Consider the following 18,243-nt stretch of genomic DNA (forward strand, 5'->3'; position numbering starts at 1 on the left):
CGAGTTTTCGCCGTCGCCCATCGTAGGCCGTAAACCTGAGCGGGTGGCCCGAAGCCGACGGCGGACCGGCATGGTTCGCTCTCGGGGTAACGATCACGGGAAGCATGCGGTTCCTGAGCCGCCCTTGGTCTCTCCCTGACGAACCGGAGACCGACACCGGATAGGGTGGTCACATCGCCCACCCGCCCGCGCTCGCGCGGCATGCCGTCCAGTGCTCGACCCGGGTCCCGCGCCCGGCACCCCTGGCACGACGTCCTGTCCACGAGCCCTGACAGGACGGAACGGACGTGCTTCCGGTACTCCTCGCCCACGGCGTCCTGGCCCTTGCCGCGCCCGCACTCTTTGCCCGCCTCGGACGACGCGCCTTCTGGGTGCTGGCCCTCGGTCCCGCCGGGGCCGCTGCGTATGCCCTGTCCCAGACCTCTGCGGTCTTCGCCGGCCGCACGCCCACGGAGCGCGTGGAGTGGATTCCCGCGCTCGGCCTCGCCGTCGACCTGCGGCTCGACTCCCTGTCCTGGCTGATGCTGCTGGTGGTCGGGGCGGTCGGCGCCCTCGTGCTGCTGTACTGCAGCGCCTACTTCGCCCGCGACGCGCGCGGCCTGGGCCGGTTCGGGGGGTTCCTCGTGGCCTTCGCCGGCTCGATGGCCGGCCTCGTCACCGCCGACGACATGCTGCTGCTGTTCGTGTTCTGGGAGCTCACCACGGTGTTCTCCTACCTCCTGATCGGGCACTACGCGGACCGCACGTCGTCGCGCCGGGCGGCCATGCAGGCGCTCGTGGTGACCACCGCGGGCGGCCTCGCGATGCTGGTCGGCGTGGTCGTGCTCGGGGTCACCGCCGGGACCTGGAGCATGTCGGCCGTCATCGCCGACCCGCCGGCCGGGCCCGCGGTGACCATCGCCGTGGTCTGCCTGCTGGCCGGGGCGGCCACCAAGTCCGCCCTGGTGCCCACGCACTTCTGGCTGCCCGCCGCGATGGCCGCGCCCACGCCCGTGTCCGCCTACCTGCACGCGGCCGCCATGGTGAAGGCCGGCATCTACCTGGTGGCGCGGTTCGCCCCCGCGTTCTCGGACCTGACGGCGTGGCGCGTCGTCGTGCTCGTGCTGGGCGGCACCACGCTGCTGCTCGGCGGGTACCGGGCGTTGAAGCAGCACGACCTCAAGCTCGTCCTCGCGTTCGGCACGGTCTCCCAGCTCGGGCTTCTCACGCTGCTGCTCGGCTACGGCACGCGGGCCACCGCGCTGGCGGGCCTGGCGCTGCTCGGCGCGCACGCCATGTTCAAGGCGTCGCTGTTCCTGGTGGTCGGCGTGGTCGACGCCGCGACCGGCACGCGCGACCTGCGCAAGCTCGCCGGCGTCGCACGCCGCCTGCCCGTCACGGCCCTGGCCGCGACGCTGGCGACGGCCTCGATGATCGGCCTGCCACCCTTCGCCGGCTACGTCGCCAAGGAGGCGGCGCTGGTGGCCTGGGAGCACGACGGCGACGTGCTGGGCCGCGTGATGACCGTCGTGGTCGCCGTGGGTTCCGCCCTCACCGTCGCGTACGGGCTGCGCTTCCTGTGGGGCGCGTTCAAGCCCCGCCTGCCGGCCACCGCCGAGCTCCCGGAGCAGGACGCCGCGCCCGGCACCGTGCACCCGCAGCCGTTCTGGATGGTCGCGCCGCCGCTGGTCCTGGGCGTCCTCGGCCTGGTCGTGGCCCTCGTTCCCCAGGTCGGCCAGGAGCTGCTGGCCCCGTACGCGAACACCTACCCGGCCGGCGAGCCCGGCCACCTGGCGCTCTGGGAGGGGTTCACACCCGCCCTCGCGATCACCGTCGCCGTGTTCCTGGCCGGTGGCCTCGCGTTCTGGCAGCGCGCGCGGATCGAGCGGTTCCAGGACTCGCTGTGGTCCCCCGACGGCGCCGACGTGCTCTACCGGCGCTTCATGCGCAAGCTCGACCGCCTGGCCAGCGACGTCACGGCCGGCACGCAGCGCGGTTCCCTGCCCTTCTACCTGGGCGTCATCCTCGTGACGCTCGCGGTGGGGCCCGGGCTCGCGCTCGCGCTCGGCCTGGTCGGCGAGCCGGGCGGCCTGCCCGTCGCGGCCGACGCCGTGGGGCGCGACGGCGTGCTGCACCTCGGCCCGTTCGCGCTGGTGCCCTGGGACCGGCCCGCCCAGCTGGTCATCGTCGCCGTGGTCGTGCTGGCCGCGATCCTGACGGCGCGGGCCCGGCGGCGGCTCAAGGCCGTGATCCTGGCGGGCGTGGCCGGCTACGGCAACGCGGCCCTGTTCCTCCTGCACGGCGCCCCGGACCTGGCCCTGACCCAGGTGCTGTGCGAGACGCTGACGCTGGTGGTCATGGTGCTGGTGCTGCGCCGCCTGCCCCCGTACTTCTCGGACCGGCCGCTCGCGGCGAGCCGCTGGGTGCGGCTGGCGATCGGCGTCGTGACCGGGCTGGTCGTGATGACGTTCGTGGCCGCCGCTCCCCTGGTCCGCGTGCACACCCCGGTGTCGGTGGACTTCCCCGTCGAGGCCGAGACCTTCGGCGGTGGGCGCAACATCGTCAACGTCACGCTCGTCGACATCCGCGCCTGGGACACGGTGGGCGAGATCTCCGTGCTGCTCGTGGCCGCCACCGGCGTCGCGTCGCTCGTCTTCCTGCGCCAGCGCAGCGGCGACGTCCTGCGGCTGGACCGGGCGGCGAACGCCCAGGCCGTCGCCCCCGGGGACCGCGCGGGCAACCAGCCGGCGCGGCGCGGCAAGTGGCTGCTGGCCGGGCCCACGCTCGATCCCGGGCAGCGCTCCATGCTGTTCGAGGTGCTGACCCGCGTGATCTTCCACCCCATGATCCTGTTCGCCCTGTTCCTGCTGTTCAGCGGGCACAACGCGCCCGGCGGCGGGTTCGCGGCGGGCCTCGTGGCCGGCCTGGCCCTCACGGTCAGATACCTGGCCGGCGGCCGGTTCGAGCTGGGCGAGGCCGCGCCGGTGCACCCCGGCCTCGTGCTCGGCACCGGCCTGTTCCTGTCGGCGGGCGTGGGGCTCGTGGCGCTGCTCGCCGGTCAGGAGGTGCTGGAGAGCACCATCCTCGACCTGCACATTCCGGTGCTGGGCGACGTCCACCTCGTCACCAGCCTCTTCTTCGACATCGGAGTGTTCCTCGTGGTCATCGGCCTGGTCATCGACATCCTGCGGAGCTTCGGCGCGGAGCTGGACCGGCAGGCGGAACCGTTCGCCTGGTCGATCGGCGAACGGCGGCGCGTGGAGGTCCGCACCGGGGGTGACCGCGCATGATCGTGCTCGACACCGTGCCCTCGGGCGCCCTGCTCCTGACGGTCGGCGTGCTGTTCGCCGCCGGGGTCTACCTGCTGCTGGAGAGGTCGCTGACCCGCGTGCTGCTCGGCTTCGTGCTGATGGGCAACGGGGCCAACCTCGCGATCCTCGTGGCCGGCGGCCGCGCGGGCGCGCCGCCCATCACCGGCGCCACCTCGGAGCCGATGAGCGATCCGCTGGCCCAGGCGATGGTGCTGACCTCGATCGTCATCACGCTCGCGCTGGTCGCGTTCGTGCTGGCCATGGCCTACCGGTCCTGGCAGCTGCACGGGCACGACGAGGTGCAGGACGACCTGGAGGACACCCGCATCGCCCGGCTCGCCGACGCGGACGCGCCCTCGTACGCCGACAGCGACGCCGAGGAGTCCGGGTCCACGCTCGACGAGGAGGCCGTCGCCGTGCGGGACGAGGTCGCGCTGCCGGACCGTGAGACGCCGTCGGGCAACGCTCGCGGGAGGGAGGACGCATGACCCCGTGGAGCGTGGAGACCCTCGTCCCCCTGCCCGTGCTGGTGCCGCTGTTCGCCGCGGGCCTGGCCCTGGCGCTGCACCGCTACGAGCGGGCGCAGCGGATCATCTCCGTGGTCGCCCTGTCCGTGGTCGTGGCCGCCGCCGCGGGCCTCGTGGTGGCCGCCCAGGCCGGGCCGGTCGTCATCGACGTCGGCGGGTGGGCGGCCCCGGTCGGGGTCAACCTCGTTGCCGACCCGCTGGCCGCCCTGATGCTGCTGGTCAGCAGCGTGGTGCTGCTCTGCGTGCTGCTCTACTCGATGGCGCAGGGCATCGCCGACGGCAACGACCGCACGGCGCCCGCCACCAAGGACACGAAGATCCTGCAGGAGGCTATCCGCGGGCAGGACGCGGACGCCGACGAGGACACCCGCCGCGACGTGCTGCCCGTGGCGATCTTCCACCCGACGTTCCTGATCCTCGCCGCGGGCGTGGCGGACGCGTTCCTGGCCGGCGACCTGTTCAACCTGTACGTCGGCTTCGAGATCCTGCTCGCCGCGTCGTACGTGCTGCTCACGCTGGGCGGCACCGTGGAGCGCATCCGGGCGGGCAGCGTGTACGTGGTGGTCGCGCTGCTCAGCTCGATCGTGTTCCTGGTCGCCGTCGGCCTGGTCTACGCGGCGACGGGCACGGTGAACATGGCGCAGCTCGCCGAGCGCCTGCCCGACATCGACCCGGGCGTGCGGCTCGGCATCCAGGGGCTGCTGCTGCTCGCGTTCGGGATCAAGGCGGCCATCTTCCCGCTGTCCGCGTGGCTCCCCGACTCCTACCCGACGGCGCCCGCCCCGGTCACCGCCGTGTTCGCGGGCCTGCTCACCAAGGTGGGCGTCTACGCGATCCTGCGCACCCAGACGCTGCTGTTCCCGCGGAACGAGGCGCTGGAGGCGGTGCTGCTCGTGCTGGCGCTGGCCACGATGATCGTCGGCATCCTGGGCGCGGTCGCGCAGGACGACGTGAAACGTCTGCTGTCGTTCACGCTGGTCAGCCATATCGGCTACATGATCTTCGGCGTCGCGCTCGCCACCCAGGCGAGCACCGCCGCGGCCATCTTCTACGTGGTGCACCACATCACGGTGCAGACCGCGCTGTTCCTCGTGGTGGGGCTGATCGAACGCCGCACCGGCACCACGTCGCTGGACCGCCTGGGCGGCCTGGCGACCATGGCGCCGGGCCTGGCCGTCCTGTTCTTCGTGCCCGCGATGAACCTCGCGGGCATCCCGCCGCTGTCCGGGTTCCTGGGCAAGGTGGGCCTGCTGGAGGCCGGTGTCGTGGACGGCTCCGGGCTGGCCTGGGTGCTCGTGGTCGGTTCCGTGGTCACCTCGCTGCTCACGCTCTACGCCGTGGTCCGGGCCTGGAACAAGGCGTTCTGGCAGCCCTGCCCGGAGAAGCTGCCCGAGCCGACGCCGCTGCCGTGGGGCATGGTCGGCCCGACGGCGGCCCTGGTCGCCGTCAGCGTCGGGCTGACCGTGGTGGCCGGCCCGCTGTACGCCTACGCGGACCGCGCGGCCGAGTCCGTGATGGACGGGCGCACCTACATCGAGGCCGTGTTCCCCGACGGCGCGCCGCGCGGCACGGGCGAGTCGAACAAGACCACCGACCACACCGAGGAGGTGGAGCCGTGAAGCAGCCCGACCCTGCCCAGGGACCGGGGCGCCGACGTGCGCGCCGGCTCGTGACGCTCTGGCCCACGATGGTGGTGGGCGCCCTGATCTGGGTGCTCCTGTGGGGCGACCTGTCGTGGGCGAACGTCATCTCGGGGGCCGTGCTCGGCGCCCTCGTGGCGCTGGCGTTCCCGCTGCCGCCCATCGGCACGGCCACGACCGTCCGGATCGGCCCGCTGCTGCACCTGCTCGGCCGGTTCGTCGGCGACCTCGTGCTCGCGTCGTTCCAGGTGGCGTGGACCGCGGTGGTGCCCGGCCGCGCGGCCCGCGGCGGCCCGACGCCGCACGGCGCGCTGGTCTCGGTGCCGCTGCGCACCGACTCGGACTTGTTCATCGCCACGACGGCCGGCCTCTCCTCGCTGGTGCCCGGCACGCTCGTGATCGACCTCGACCGGCCGACCCGGACCCTGCGGCTGCACGTGCTGGACATCGCCGCGTCGGGCGGCCCCGACGCCGTCCGGGACGCCACGCTGGACCTGGAGGCCCGGCTGCTGCGCGCGTTCGCGCCGAGCGCCGAGCTGGCCCGCGTGGGGCTCGCTCCATACACCCTGGACAAGGAGGAACGCCGATGATGCTCGCCGTCGGAGTGGTCGCGACCACCCTGCTCGCCGTGGGCGCGCTGCTCGCCGTGGTCCGGATCGAACGCGGCCCCACCATGCTGGACCGAACGGTGGCGTTCGACGTGCTCACCACAGCCCTCGTGGGTGCCATCGCGGTCGAGGCGGCGATCTCGCGCCGCACCGAGTCCGTGCCGATCCTCGTGGTGCTCTCGCTGGTCGGGTTCATCGGGTCGGTGACGATCGCGCGGTTCGCCGCCGTCGAGCCGCCCAAGAACGGCACGGCCGCCCAGCGGTCCGGGCCGCGGCCGGGGGCGGGCGCGGCGGGTGGCGCCGGGCCCTCCGCTCCCGGGTCCGTCGGGTTCGCCGGCCCGAACGCCGGTTCGGGCGGTTCCGGGGTCGAGCCGGGCCCGGATCCCGCGGACGTCACCGGCCGGAAGGAGGAGTCATGACCCTGGTGACCGACGTCGCCGCCGCCGTCTGCCTGCTGCTCGGCGCGTTCTTCTCGTTCTCCGCCGGCGTGGGCGTGGTGCGGTTCGACAACCTGCTCTCGCGGATGCACGTCGTGGCCAAGCCCCAGGTGCTGGGCCTGCTGCTCCTGCTGGCCGGCGTCGCGCTGCGGCTGCAGGACCGGGGCTCGGCGACGATGCTCCTGCTGGTGGCGATCTTCCAGCTCATGACGTCGCCCGTGGCCGCCTACATGGTGGGCCGGTCCGGCCTGCGCACGCGCTGCGTGGACCCGGCCGTCCTGGAGATCGAGGAGGACGAGTTCCCGGCGCGCGAGGCCGGGCGCTGAGCCCCCGGGCTCAGGCCGCGCCGCCGCTGCTGGCGGCGGGCTCGGAGTCCGGCACCGCGGCGGCCCGCCGCTCCGCCTGGGCGTCGCGCAGCTCCTCGGCGGCGTCGTACCCGAGGGCCGCCTCGGCCGCCTCGTCGGCGAGGGCCAGACCGGCGGTGCCGTACAGGTGGAACACCGCGTCGGCACCGTGCCGCTCGAGCTCGGCCACGTCGTCGTCGTACCGGGCGACGGCGGCGACCGTGCCCTCGAAGCCGCTCGCCCGCAGCTGGGACAGCGCGATCAGGTTGGCCGCGTGGAAGGGCATGGCGAGGATGGCGAGGCGGACGGCGCCCGCGCTGCGCACCCGGCCCCAGAACTCGATGTCCGTCGCGTCGGCCTGGACCACGGTGAAGCCCTCGGTGCGCAGGGCGGCGACGCGGGTCGGGTCGTGCTCGACGCCCACGACGTCCATGCCGTAGTCGTCGCGCAGCTGCCGCACGGCGCCGCGGCCGACCCGGCCCATGCCGAGCACGAGCGCCTCCGCCCCGGACACGTCGATGAGCCGCTCCTCGCGGTGCAGCCACTCGTTGGGCTTGGACGGGAAGCGCTTGGCCAGCGACATCGCGAACTCGTTGCCGCGCGTGTTGATCGCGGAGGACAGCACGAAGCTGGCGGCGACCGCGACGGCGAGCACCACGAGCCACTCGTCGTGCAGCAGGCCGGTCTGCGAGCCGACAGCGACCACGATCAGGCCGAACTCGGAGTAGTTGGCCAGCACCAGCCCGGACAGGATCGCCGTACGTTTGCGCAGGCGCATCAGGCGCAGCAGCACGGCCGTGATGATCGCCTGCAGCGGCAGCATGAGGAGCAGGAGCAGCCCGATGATCGCGGCCTGCCAGCTCAGCTCGCCGGAGAAGCCGATCGACACGAAGAAGCCGACGAGCAGCAGCTCCTTGACGGTGAACAGGTTGCGGGACAGCTCGGTGGCCGCGGGGTGGCCGGCCAGGAGCATGCCCATGACGAGCGCGCCCAGGTCGCCCTTGAGCCCGACGGCCTCGAACAGCGCGTAGCCCGGGCCGAGCGCGACGGCCACGCCGAAGAGTGCCTGGAGCTCGCCGTGGCCCACCTTCGACCAGACCTTGCGCAGCAGCCACGCGCCCGGGACCAGCAGCACGAGGGCGAACGCCCACGGGCTCGGCGGGTGGTCGGAGGCCACGGACAGGAAGACGACGGCGATCAGGTCCTGCATGACGAGCACGCCGATCGCGATCCGGCCGTAGAGGGCGGACTGGTCGGACCGGCCGTCGAGCACCTTGACCACGAACACCGTGGAGGAGAACGACAGGGCGAGCCCGAGCAGCGCCAGCACGCCCAGGCCCTCGCCCGCGAGCATCGAGAACCCGACCACACCGAGCAGGCCGAGGAACCCGACCGCGATGGCGACGCTGACCACCAGGTGCGCGACGGTCGTGAACCAGACGTCCCGGCGGAGCAGCGTCTTGACGTCCAGCTTGAGGCCGATGCCGAACAGCAGCAGCGTCACGCCGAGGTCGGCGACGGTCTCCAGGTAGGACGGCTCGGCGATGCCGGCCGCGTGGAGCGCGAACCCGGCCACCAGGAAGCCGACCAGGGGCGGCAGCCGCAGCAGCACCGCCCCGAGCCCGGCCGCGACCGTAGCTACCAGAAAGATCGCTGCCGTCGCCATGGAGAGAGTTTAGTTGTCGTGTGTTTCAGGAAACCGCCGCCGCGGCCCGCAGTGCGGGTGAAAGGGTGCCCCTGTCCTCGACCGCCACGCCCTCCAGGCCGAGCCACCGGGCCATGGTGTGCAGCTCGTGCGCCAGGCGGGCGGGCGTGCTGTCCGTCAGCGTGGGTTCCGCGTGCGCGGACTGCACGCGCAGCACGCCCGCGGCGCGGTCGGCCTTGAGGTCCACCCTGGCGGTGAGCTGGGAGTCCTCCAGGAACGGCAGCACGTAGTAGCCGTCGGTGCGCTGGGCGGCCGGGGTGTAGATGCCGATCCGGTAGCGCATCCCGAACAGCCGCTCGAGGCGCGTGCGCTCCCACACCAGCGGGTCGAACGGGGCGAGCAGGGCCTGCCCCGCCGCGCGCCGCGGGCGGGCCGCGTCGCGGTGCAGGTACCACTTCTCGGAGCCCCCGGCCACGCGCGCGGGCAGCAGCACGCCCTCCTCGACCAGCTCGGCCAGGGCCCGGTCCGCGACCGGTCCCTTGAGCCGGTAGTAGTCCTTGATGCTGCGGGCGTCGCCGATCCCCTGCGCCCGCGCGCCGAGCTCCAGGAGCGCCCGCTTCGCCTCCGCCTCCGGCACGTCCACGAGGGCCGACGGCGGCAGCACCCGCTCCGGCAGGTCGTAGAGCCGCTCGAACTGCGCGTTGCGCCCGGCCGAGACCACCTCGCCGGTGAAGAACAGGTGCTCCACGACGCGCTTCTCGGTGCTCCAGTCCCACCAGGTGCCACGCTTGCGCCGCACCGAGCGGCCCTCGGACACGAACCGGTCGTGGATCTGGGAGGCGGACAGCGGACCCTCGGCCGCCACCAGCTGGTGCACCTCGCGGACCTGCGGCGCGTCGGGCAGGCGCACGCCGTCCAGCTCCTTCCAGTCGTACTCCTGGGCGAACCACTGCCGCCGGAACGCCAGCAGCGGCCACGCGTGCGGCGGCACGTAGGCCGCGACGTGCGCCCAGCTCTCCACCAGACGCCGGTCCGTGGCCGCGGCGCGCCCCGACCGCCGGGCGTGCCGGCCCGACGCCGTGGCCCGGTCCAGCAGGTCGGTGTCGTACGGGCCGAGCCGCGCGAACAGCGGGAGCTGGTGCGCCCGGGCGAGCACGTTCACCGAGTCGATCTGGAACAGGCCGAGGCGGTCGATCACGCCCTGGACGTGCCGCATGGTGCGCGGCCCGTCGGTACGCGGGCGGTGCAGGCCCTGGGCGGCGATGGCCACACGGCGTGCCTGGTCGAGGGACAGCGAGATCGGTTGCACGGACCCATCCTGCCCCGCACCACTGACACTCCCCACGGGGCTGTGGACAAGCGGCACGCGGTCGCGCGGTGGGCCAGGGTCGTGGGATGCGCCCCGTCCGCGAGCTCGCCCGCCTGCTGCTGCCCGTCGCCTGCCCGTGCGGCGAGCTCGACGTGCCGTGGTGCGCCCGCTGCGCGGCCCTCCTGGCGGGCCCGTTCGGGCGGGTCGAGCACGGCGCGCCGCGCCTGGACCGGCTCGACGGCGTCCCACCGGTGCCGGTGTGGGCGCTGACGCCGTACGCGGGCCCGGTGCGCGACGTCGTCGTGCACTGGAAGGACCGCGGGCGCACGGACCTCGACCGGCTGCTCGCCCCGGCGCTGCGGCGGGCGGCCGCGCGCCTCGCCCCGGCGCTGGCCCCTGCCCGCCTCGCCCGGGCGCTCTCCCCCGCCCGGCCCGTCGCCGTCGTGCCCGTGCCCTCCACGGCGGCCGCCCGCCGGGCCCGCGGCCGCGAGCCCGTGGCCGTCCTGGCCCGCGCCGTGGCGGGCGGCCTGCGCGACGGCGGGGTGCCCGCCCGGATGGTGCCGGCCCTCGTCCGCACGGGTCGCGGACGGGACCAGGTGGGCCTCGGCGCCCGCGCCCGCGGGCGCAACCTGACCGGTTCCGTCCGCATGACGAGACGTGGGGCGCGGGCCCTGGGACAAAGATCCATGTGCATTCTTGTGGACGACGTCCTGACGACCGGCGCGACGCTCGCCGCCGTCGAACGGGCCCTCGAAGGCCCCGGTCACGACGTCCTGGGGGCAATCGTGCTGGCAGCGACGCCGGCCCCGGGACGCGCGCCGCGGATCGCCCCGCGCGTGCCCATGGGGTGAAAGCGACGTATCGATCCGAACCTCAAAGTGTGACAGATCTGTGTCGTCCTGTTCACCGTTAGTTGGGACTGTCGTTACTCAGGTGACGGCGTTAGCCTGAACGTCCCACGCAGGATCCGAGGGCCGACGAAGTCGTCGGCCGCACGCGACGGGAGGTGGTTCGTGCCCGGCACCAGCAGGGGGTGCCAGACCCAGTAGAGACGGGCGCGCGCCGCCGGCAAGGGACGGCGTGGCCCAGTGTTCCCGGAGCGGAGATACGCACATGGAAATTGTCGTTGTCGGCAGGCACACGGACGTGGCAGACCGTTTTCGCCAGCACGTGGAGGACAAGCTCGCCAAGGTAGAGCTGCTGTCCCCGTACGTACGCCGGGTGGATGTGGAAGTCACGCACGAGAACAACCCGCGGCTCTCCGAGAACCGCGAGCGCGTCGAGCTCACGCTGCGCGCGAAGGGCCCGGTGATCCGCGCCGAGGCAGCGGCGGACGACCGCTTCGGTGCCCTGGACCTCGCCATCGACAAGCTGAACGAACGACTGCGCCGAGCCCGGGACCGTCGCAAGGACCACCGGAACAACAAGGTGCTCGCACCCGTGGACGTCCGTACCCTCGACGAGATCCTGACCGACGCCGGATCCGAGGACGGACCCGAGCCCCAGATCTCGACCCCGGCAGCGCTGGCCGCGCCGGGTGACTCCGTGGAGACCACGATCGGCGACTCGCCGGTGGTGATCCGGCAGAAGCTGCACCACGCCGACCCGATGACCCTCGACGACGCCGTGTACGAGATGGAGATGGTGGGCCACGACTTCTACCTCTTCATCGACAAGGAGACGTCGCGCCCCTCTGTGCTCTACAAGCGCAAGGGCTGGTCGTTCGGTGTGATCCAGCTCGACAACCCGTGCGGCGGCGCCCCGGTCACCGACCTGGCGTAGCCGAGGCCGGGCCGCGCCGAAGGCCCGGTAGGACGCAAGGGGCGAGGCGGAACCGTACAGCGGTTCCGCCTCGCCCTTGCCGTGCGCCGGGACGGACCGGCGGGCCAGCGGACCGGCGGACCCGCGGGTTTCTGGGTCAGCCCGGGTAGGACGCGAGGTCCACGTCCTCGGCGATCGGCTGCCAGACTCCGGTCTCCTCGTGCTCCAGGTCGCCCTCCCTGGTGACCACGAGGATCCCGTGGTCGTTCACGCCCGCCGCGATCTGCTCGACGTCGGCGAGCCCCGGTACCTGGCGCGACTGGCCGCCGGTGCTGGCCTGACCACCTACACCCGAGGTCCAGACCGTGGTCGTGTCCTCGCTGTCCCGGGTCAGGAGTGCGAGCGTGGTGAGCCCGCCCCAGCGGGCGTCGACGGTGTCGGCCACCGGTGCCGCCACCGTCAGCGCGGGCGCGAGGCTGACCGGGGTGTGCTGGGCGTCGCGCACCACGCCCGCCACCTGCACCTGCCGGCCGGACGGCGTCTCGCTGACGACCGCGATGCGCGCGCCCTCCGGCGACACGGACACGCTGACCACGCGGCGGCCGCTGAGCCACTCGGGCTCGATCTTGACCACGTCGAGCGTGTCCGTCGAGACCTGCAGCTCGCCCTGCCCGCCGCTGGTCCAGGTGTTGCCGAACTTGTCCACCGACGGCGCCGCCAGGTCCGTGCCCTCCAGGATCGGCACGGGACCCTCGCCCTCGTCGAGGGACAGGTTAACGATCTGGTCGGTGCCGTCGCGCACCACGGTCGGCGTCGTCGAGGGGCTGACGGCGAGCGCGGTCGGGTCGATCCCCGACAGGTCGACGGACATGTCGTGCTCCACGAGCCGGCCGTCCTCCACCCGGTACAGGTCGCCGTCCTTCAGCACGATCGCCTGGGCGATCGTCGCCGGCAGGTCGACCTCGGCGGCGTCGACGGACAACCTGCTCTGGTCGCTGTACAGCTCGACCTGGATCACGCGGCCCGCACCCTCGGACAGGGTGGCGGAGAACTGGGCGGCGATCACCGCGCGCTGGGCGGCCTGCACGGAGCTGATCTGCTCGCTGAGCCGGATCGCGACGCTGTCGGCGTCGTTCCGGCCCGGCACCGACGGCGACTGGAGCCGGGTGCCCTCCGGCACCAGGGTCTGCGTGGCGCCCTGGAGCCATTCGGGCGGCCCGGCCAGGATCTCCTTCACGGCCACCGTCTGCCACGCGCGGCGCGGGAACCAGCGCAGGTCGGGCACCAGGGTCTTGATGTCGCTCGCGCTCGGGAAGTAGAGGCGCGTCGCCCGGTACGAGCTCGAGAACAGGTTCGCGGGCACGAGCACGCCGTTGTCGAGGGCCGAGATCCGCCATTCGTCGCCGACCTTCACGACGGTGAACTTGTAGGGGGCCTCTCGCGGGCTGCCGGCCTCGGTGTACGCGCCCACGCTGTCGACGGTCGCGATGGTCGTCGCCCGGACGACGATCTCGACCGTGTCGGTGCTCCCGAGCTCGATCTCGTCCTCGAAGGGTTCCGGCATCGGCTCCTCGCGCACGACGCGCACCGCCTCCTCCGGCTCCCAGGTCTGCGCGACGTCGGTGGTCAGGAACTCCTTGGCCGTCTGGAACTCCTTGGGCGACGTCGCGGCCGCGGCCGTGGCCTGCAGGAAGCCCGACACGAGCGTCTGCGGGTCGGTGCCGGGCACGGGGCCCTGCGGCAGCAACGCGATGTCGACCTGCGTCTCGACGGGCGCGTTGCCCACCCGGACCGGCCCCGACGTCGGGATCTGCGCGCAGGCGCCCAGCCCGAGGACACCGACCAGCGCGACGACGGCGGCGGCCGCCGCGTTTCCGGGCCTGCGCATCAGTGCACCTCCAGGTCGTTCGGCACCGGTCTCGGTCCGGCCTCCGGACCGTGCTCGTCCGGCTCCGCGTGCTCGTCCGGCTCCGCGTGCTCGTCCGGCTCGCTGTACAGGTCGGGGATCTGCGTCGGCGTCGGGCCCGCGGACGGGTGCACCACCGGGATCTGGCCGGTGCGGACGCCCGGCTCGTGGGACGCGGGCGCCATCGTCACCGGCGGCTCCCCCACCTGCACGCCGGCGCTGCGCGGCAGCGTGAGGCGGAAGCTCGCGCCCTGCCCGGGCCGGCCCCACGCGTCGAGGCGGCCCGCGTGCAGGTGCGCGTCCTCGAGCGCGATCGCCAGGCCCAGCCCCGAGCCGCCCGTGGTGCGGGCGCGCGCCGGGTCGGCCCGCCAGAAGCGGTCGAAGACGTGCTCGACCTCCTGCTTGGTCATGCCGACGCCGTAGTCCCGCACGACGACCGCGACCGCGCGGTCGTCCTGCGCGACGGTCACCTCGACCGGGCGCTCCTCGGCGTGCTCGATGGCGTTGACCACGAGGTTGCGCAGGATGCGCTCGATCCGGCGCGGGTCGAAGTCGGCCGAGGCGTCGGCGTCGGGCAGGCGCACCGAGACCCGGACGTCCTTGGTCTCCGCGAGCGGGGCGGCCTGCTCCACCACGGACATGACCAGGTCGCGCAGGTCGCGGCGCTCGGCGTCGAGCACGGCGGCACCGGCGTCGAAGCGGCTGATCTCCAGCAGGTCCGCCAGGAGCGACTCGAACCGGTCGATCTGGCCCAGGAGCAGCTCGGCGGAGCGGCTGGTGTCCGGGTCCATCTGGTCGCGTGACTCGTGGATGATCTCGCTCGCCATCCGGATGGTCGTCAGCGGCGTGCGCAGCTCGTGCGAGACGTCGGAGACGAACCGGCGCTGCATGGCGGAGAGCTCCTCCATGCGCCGGATCTGGTCCTGCAGGCTCTCGGCCATCTCGTTGAACGACCGCGCCAGGCTCGCCATCTCGTCGGCGCCGCGCGCGCCCGGCATCCGCTCCGAGAGGTGCCCCTCGGCGAGCCGCTCGGCCACGGTGGCGGCCCGGGTCACCGGGGTCACCGTCTGCCGGGCCATGGTCCAGGTCACGACGCCGAGCAGCGCCAGCATGCCGAACCCGCCCGCGAGCAGCACGCGGTGCACGAACGACAGGGTCTCCTGCTCCGGCTCCAGCGAGTAGAGGTAGTAGATCTCGAAGCGCGAGTCCGGCGCGGCCTGCACGGTCGAGCCCACGATCACGCCGGGCCGGACCACGGCGGGATCGACGGCCGACGGGATGCCGACCGCCTGCAGCACCTGGTCGTCCTCCGAGGCGACGTTCGCCTGGCGCAGCTCGTCGGTGATGACGACGTCCGTCAGGTCACCCCGGGACACGACGTCGGACACCTGCGCGGTGCCGCCCGGCTCCTGCAGCAGGAAGTAGGCCTGCGCGGTGGAGCCGCTGGTGGCGGTCAGCGTCGAGACCGTGTCGTTCAGCAGGCTCTGCAGGTCGCCGTTCGACGTCGTCGCGGCGTTCGAGAAGTTCTCCGAGACCTTCGTCGTCAGCGCCGCGGCCTCGCGGTCGATCGCGGCGAGCCGCTGCTCGTAGATCCCGTCCCGCACCGACGTCGACAGGTACAGCCCCAGCACCGCGATGGCCGCGAGGCCGATCGCCAGCGCCGTGGTGACGACACGCAGCTGCAGCGAGGAGCGCCACTGCGCGACCCCGCGCCGGGTGGCCCGGACCGTGACCACCCGGGCCCGTGAGACCACCCGGCGGAGCCGTGTGACCAGGCCGGACGGCATCAGCGGGTCGCGCCCGCCTTGTAACCGACGCCGCGCACCGTCAGGACGATCTCCGGGTTCTCCGGGTCACGCTCGATCTTGGAGCGCAGGCGCTGGACGTGGACGTTGACCAGGCGCGTGTCGGCGCTGTGCCGGTAGCCCCACACGCGCTCCAGCAGCACCTCGCGCGTGAACACCTGCCACGGCTTGCGGGCCAGCGCCACGAGCAGGTCGAACTCGAGCGGGGTGAGCGCGATGCGCTCGCCGTCACGCATGACGGTGTGGCCGGTGACGTCGATCTCGACGTCGCCCACCACGAGCCGCTCCGGGCCCGGGTCCTCGCTGCGGCGCAGGCGCGCCTTGATGCGGGCCACGAGCTCCTTGGGCTTGAACGGCTTGGACACGTAGTCGTCGGCGCCGGACTCGAGGCCCACCACGACGTCGAGTGTGTCCGACTTGGCCGTGAGCATGATGATCGGCACGCCCGACTCGGCGCGGATCTCGCGGCAGACCTGGACGCCGTCCTTGCCCGGGAGCATGAGGTCGAGCAGCACGAGGTCGGGTTGGTGGGTCCGGAACATTCCGAGCGCGGAGTCCCCGTCGGCACAGAAGATCGCCTCGATGCCCTCACCCTTGAGGACGATGCCGATCATCTCCGCCAGTGCTGTGTCGTCGTCGACGACAAGAACTCGTACCTTCATGCCCTCCAGTGTGCCAGCCTGGTCCAGTAAACCCGTCCTCGCGGGCCGCTACCTGGCGTGTTCGGCGCAGGTTCACCCGGTTCGGGGCGAATGGCCACGTTGCGGGAAGCCGCACGGGATACGGGGGACAACCCCCGCGAGATCGGGCGGTCGACCCCATGTCGCGGGCGCACCCGCAGGGGCGAACCTGGCACCATGACAACCATGACCGTCGACCGGCTCACGGCCGGAGCCGTCCCGGGCGGCGCCGCCCGGCCAGGTCCCCACTTCCTGACCGCACCGTTCTCGGGCCGCACCTGGCGGGAGCAGGGCTACCTCACGCTCGTGCTCCTGCTGGCCCCGTTCGCCCTGACCTACACGATCTTCGCCGTGAGCTTCACCGTCGGCATCGCCGTGACCGTGGTGGGCCTCTTCGTCGCCGGCGCCGTGGTGCTCGGCGGGCGCGGCTGGGGCGCCGTGTACCGCGGGCTCGCCCGCGAGCTGCTCGACCTCGAGGTCGCCGCGCCCGCGCCGTACGTGCGGCCCCGCGGCTTCTGGCGCACGGTCGGCTCCCTGATCGGCGACGCCACCGGCTGGCGCGCGCTGCTGTTCATGCTGGTCACGTTCCCGCTGGCGATCATCGCGTTCGTCACGAGCACCACGATCCTGTTCACCGGCCTCGGCGCTCTGACCTACGGGATCTGGTACCGGTACCTGCCCACGCAGCCCGACAGCGAGGGCACGCTCCACCGGGGCGCCTCGTTCGGCACCGACTACTTCCTGGACACGCCGCCGCGCATCGCGCTGGCCGCGCTGGCGGGGCTGGTGCTGTTCTTCTGCTGGCCGTGGATCACGCGGATGTTCGCACTGCTGTTCCGGGTGCTCACCGCCGGCCTGCTGAGCCCGACCCGGGCGAGCCTGCGCGTCGCCGAGCTGGAGCGGTCCCGCACCGGCACCGTGGAGGACGCCGACGCCCGCCTGCGCAGCATCGAGCGCGACCTGCACGACGGCACGCAGGCCCGCCTCGTGGCCGTCGCCATGCAGCTCGGCGAGGCGCGCGAGCACCTGACCGAGGGCGGCGACGTCACCCAGGCCGCCGAGCTGGTCGACACGGCCCACGCGTCGACCAAGGAGGCGCTCACCGAGCTGCGCGAGCTGGCCCGGGGCATCCACCCGCCGGCGCTCGACAGCGGCCTCGCGGTCGCCCTCGAGACGCTCGCCGCGCGGTCGGCCCTGCCGGTCACCGTGGACGTGGACCCGAGCGTCGAGGCGGACGGCCGCCTGGTCCCGGCCCTGGAGTCGATCGCCTACTTCAGCGTCGCCGAGCTGGTCACCAACGCGGCCAAGCACGCCCGCGCCTCCGGGGTGTACGTGCTGGTCGAGTCGGTGCAGCGGGCCGGCGGCCCCGACGCCGCGCTCCGCATCCGGGTGCGTGACGACGGCCGCGGCGGCGCCGAGGTCGTCGCGCCCGACGGCTCGGGGCAGCGGTCGGGCCTGGCGGGCCTGGCCGAGCGGGTGCGGTCGGTCGACGGCACGTTCGACCTGTCCAGCCCGGTGGGCGGGCCTACGGTGGTCACCGTGACCCTGCCCACCGCCCGCCCCGCCGGCCCGGCATGACCGGCCCGACGCCGGACGCGGGCCTGCGCGTGCTGCTCGCCGAGGACTCGGCGATCCTGCGCGACGGCCTCGCCGCGCTCCTGACGCGCCGGGGCCACGCGGTGCGCACCGTCGCCGACGGCGCCGCGCTGGAGCGCGAGGTGGCCCGCGTCGCGCGCGAGGAGTCGCTGCCCGACGTCGTCGTCGCGGACATCCGCATGCCGCCCACCTTCACCGACGAGGGCCTGCGGGCCGTGCTGAACCTGCGGTCCCGGCATCCGGAGCTGCCGGTCCTGCTGTTCTCGCAGTACGTGGAGACCCGGTACGCGAGCCTGCTCCTGGCCGGGGACGCCCGGGGCGTGGGCTACCTGCTCAAGGACCGCGTGGCCGACGTGCGCGACTTCGTCGCGGCGCTCGGCCGCGTGGCGCGCGGCGAGACGGTGCTGGACCCCGAGGTGGTCACGCAGCTCATGGGCACCGCCCGGCAGGACGTCGCCCTGGAACGCCTGTCGGCGCGCGAGCGCGAGGTGCTGGGCCTGATGGCGCAGGGCAGGTCCAACGGGGCGATCGCCGACACGCTGCACCTGTCCTACGGCGCGGTCGAGAAGAACGTGGCGGCCATCTTCACCAAGCTCGACCTGCCGCAGGACGCCGCCGACCACCGGCGGGTCCTGGCCGTGCTGCGGCACCTCGGGGTCTGACCGCGCCGGGTCCGGGGCAGCGGCCCCGGACCC

General features: G+C 73.4%; 15 protein-coding genes. 10 read left to right on the forward strand and 5 right to left on the reverse strand.

From position 1 onward, the window contains the following. Positions 1-287: 287 nt before the first annotated feature. Genes H291_RS31535 through mnhG form a run of 6 tightly spaced genes read left to right on the forward strand, consistent with a single transcriptional unit; the run spans position 288 to position 6,828 of the window. Positions 288-3,269, forward strand: a complete 2,982-nt coding sequence (locus H291_RS31535; protein WP_084468408.1) for a Na+/H+ antiporter subunit A — start codon at positions 288-290, stop codon at positions 3,267-3,269. Further along, complete coding sequence (locus H291_RS0124395) at positions 3,266-3,778, forward strand: Na(+)/H(+) antiporter subunit C (protein WP_020017651.1); 513 nt, start codon at positions 3,266-3,268, stop codon at positions 3,776-3,778. The genes H291_RS31535 and H291_RS0124395 overlap by 4 nt, the downstream gene beginning before the upstream one ends. Further along, positions 3,775-5,436, forward strand: coding sequence for a Na+/H+ antiporter subunit D (locus H291_RS0124400; protein WP_020017652.1), 1,662 nt, complete (start codon positions 3,775-3,777; stop codon positions 5,434-5,436). Before H291_RS0124395 ends, H291_RS0124400 begins: the two co-directional genes overlap by 4 nt. Further along, a complete protein-coding gene (locus H291_RS31540; protein ID WP_232216165.1) occupies positions 5,433-6,047 on the forward strand; it encodes a Na+/H+ antiporter subunit E in 615 nt (204 codons plus the stop codon). Before H291_RS0124400 ends, H291_RS31540 begins: the two co-directional genes overlap by 4 nt. Next, positions 6,044-6,484, forward strand: coding sequence for a monovalent cation/H+ antiporter complex subunit F (locus tag H291_RS33505; RefSeq protein ID WP_020017654.1), 441 nt, complete (start codon positions 6,044-6,046; stop codon positions 6,482-6,484). The genes H291_RS31540 and H291_RS33505 overlap by 4 nt, the downstream gene beginning before the upstream one ends. Continuing rightward, positions 6,481-6,828 (forward strand): monovalent cation/H(+) antiporter subunit G, encoded by a 348-nt coding sequence (mnhG, locus tag H291_RS0124415; RefSeq protein ID WP_020017655.1) that lies wholly within the window; start codon positions 6,481-6,483, stop codon positions 6,826-6,828. The genes H291_RS33505 and mnhG overlap by 4 nt, the downstream gene beginning before the upstream one ends. A 10-nt stretch (positions 6,829-6,838) precedes the next feature. Here mnhG and H291_RS0124420 read toward each other — a convergent pair whose 3' ends face one another. Both H291_RS0124420 and H291_RS0124425 read right to left on the reverse strand, forming a co-directional pair. Beyond that, a complete protein-coding gene (locus tag H291_RS0124420; protein WP_020017656.1) occupies positions 6,839-8,512 on the reverse strand; it encodes a cation:proton antiporter family protein in 1,674 nt (557 codons plus the stop codon). Between the two features lie 25 nt (positions 8,513-8,537). Next, the gene (locus tag H291_RS0124425) at positions 8,538-9,800 is read right to left on the reverse strand and encodes a winged helix-turn-helix domain-containing protein (RefSeq protein ID WP_020017657.1); all 1,263 of its coding nucleotides are present in this window, start codon (positions 9,798-9,800) and stop codon (positions 8,538-8,540) included. 86 nt (positions 9,801-9,886) lie between these two features. Between H291_RS0124425 and H291_RS0124430 the strand changes: the two genes are divergently transcribed. Continuing rightward, the gene (locus tag H291_RS0124430; protein WP_020017658.1) at positions 9,887-10,651 is read left to right on the forward strand and encodes a ComF family protein; all 765 of its coding nucleotides are present in this window, start codon (positions 9,887-9,889) and stop codon (positions 10,649-10,651) included. A 262-nt stretch (positions 10,652-10,913) separates the two neighbouring features. Then, on the forward strand, positions 10,914-11,582 hold the full coding sequence (gene hpf, locus H291_RS0124435; RefSeq protein WP_026366089.1) for a ribosome hibernation-promoting factor, HPF/YfiA family: 669 nt from the start codon (positions 10,914-10,916) through the stop codon (positions 11,580-11,582). Positions 11,583-11,718: 136 nt separating this feature from the next. Here hpf and H291_RS0124440 read toward each other — a convergent pair whose 3' ends face one another. From H291_RS0124440 to mtrA, 3 genes are read right to left on the reverse strand one after another with little or no spacing between them, the layout of a single operon-like run. Beyond that, the gene (locus tag H291_RS0124440) at positions 11,719-13,449 is read right to left on the reverse strand and encodes an LpqB family beta-propeller domain-containing protein (RefSeq protein WP_020017660.1); all 1,731 of its coding nucleotides are present in this window, start codon (positions 13,447-13,449) and stop codon (positions 11,719-11,721) included. Next, the gene (mtrB, locus tag H291_RS0124445) at positions 13,449-15,221 is read right to left on the reverse strand and encodes an MtrAB system histidine kinase MtrB (RefSeq protein ID WP_232216166.1); all 1,773 of its coding nucleotides are present in this window, start codon (positions 15,219-15,221) and stop codon (positions 13,449-13,451) included. Before mtrB ends, H291_RS0124440 begins: the two co-directional genes overlap by 1 nt. Positions 15,222-15,253: 32 nt before the next feature. Further along, positions 15,254-15,934 carry an MtrAB system response regulator MtrA gene (gene mtrA / locus H291_RS0124450; protein ID WP_026366090.1) on the reverse strand — a complete coding sequence of 227 codons (681 nt, stop codon included), beginning with the start codon at positions 15,932-15,934 and terminating at the stop codon, positions 15,254-15,256. Between the two features lie 195 nt (positions 15,935-16,129). On the opposite strand from mtrA, the gene H291_RS0124455 reads away from it, so the two are divergent. Both H291_RS0124455 and H291_RS0124460 read left to right on the forward strand, forming a co-directional pair. Next, positions 16,130-17,530 carry a sensor histidine kinase gene (locus H291_RS0124455; RefSeq protein WP_232216167.1) on the forward strand — a complete coding sequence of 467 codons (1,401 nt, stop codon included), beginning with the start codon at positions 16,130-16,132 and terminating at the stop codon, positions 17,528-17,530. After that, complete coding sequence (locus tag H291_RS0124460; protein ID WP_020017664.1) at positions 17,527-18,210, forward strand: response regulator; 684 nt, start codon at positions 17,527-17,529, stop codon at positions 18,208-18,210. The genes H291_RS0124455 and H291_RS0124460 overlap by 4 nt, the downstream gene beginning before the upstream one ends. Positions 18,211-18,243: the final 33 nt, after the last annotated feature.

The sequence above is a fragment of the Promicromonospora sukumoe 327MFSha3.1 genome (assembly GCF_000385135.1).
Taxonomy (GTDB): Bacteria; Actinomycetota; Actinomycetes; order Actinomycetales; family Cellulomonadaceae; genus Promicromonospora; species Promicromonospora sukumoe_B.

Bases quoted from the DNA above. Each gene is read 5' to 3' on its own strand.
- hpf (WP_026366089.1), top strand. From the start codon at position 10,914: ATGGAAATTGTCGTTGTCGGCAGGCACACGGACGTGGCAGACCGTTTT.
- H291_RS0124440 (WP_020017660.1), bottom strand. From the start codon at position 13,449: ATGCGCAGGCCCGGAAACGCGGCGGCCGCCGCCGTCGTCGCGCTGGTC.
- mnhG (WP_020017655.1), top strand. From the start codon at position 6,481: ATGACCCTGGTGACCGACGTCGCCGCCGCCGTCTGCCTGCTGCTCGGC.
- H291_RS0124395 (WP_020017651.1), top strand. From the start codon at position 3,266: ATGATCGTGCTCGACACCGTGCCCTCGGGCGCCCTGCTCCTGACGGTC.
- H291_RS0124420 (WP_020017656.1), bottom strand. From the start codon at position 8,512: ATGGCGACGGCAGCGATCTTTCTGGTAGCTACGGTCGCGGCCGGGCTC.
- H291_RS0124400 (WP_020017652.1), top strand. From the start codon at position 3,775: ATGACCCCGTGGAGCGTGGAGACCCTCGTCCCCCTGCCCGTGCTGGTG.
- mtrA (WP_026366090.1), bottom strand. From the start codon at position 15,934: ATGAAGGTACGAGTTCTTGTCGTCGACGACGACACAGCACTGGCGGAG.
- H291_RS0124455 (WP_232216167.1), top strand. From the start codon at position 16,130: ATGACAACCATGACCGTCGACCGGCTCACGGCCGGAGCCGTCCCGGGC.
- H291_RS33505 (WP_020017654.1), top strand. From the start codon at position 6,044: ATGATGCTCGCCGTCGGAGTGGTCGCGACCACCCTGCTCGCCGTGGGC.
- H291_RS0124430 (WP_020017658.1), top strand. From the start codon at position 9,887: ATGCGCCCCGTCCGCGAGCTCGCCCGCCTGCTGCTGCCCGTCGCCTGC.
- H291_RS0124460 (WP_020017664.1), top strand. From the start codon at position 17,527: ATGACCGGCCCGACGCCGGACGCGGGCCTGCGCGTGCTGCTCGCCGAG.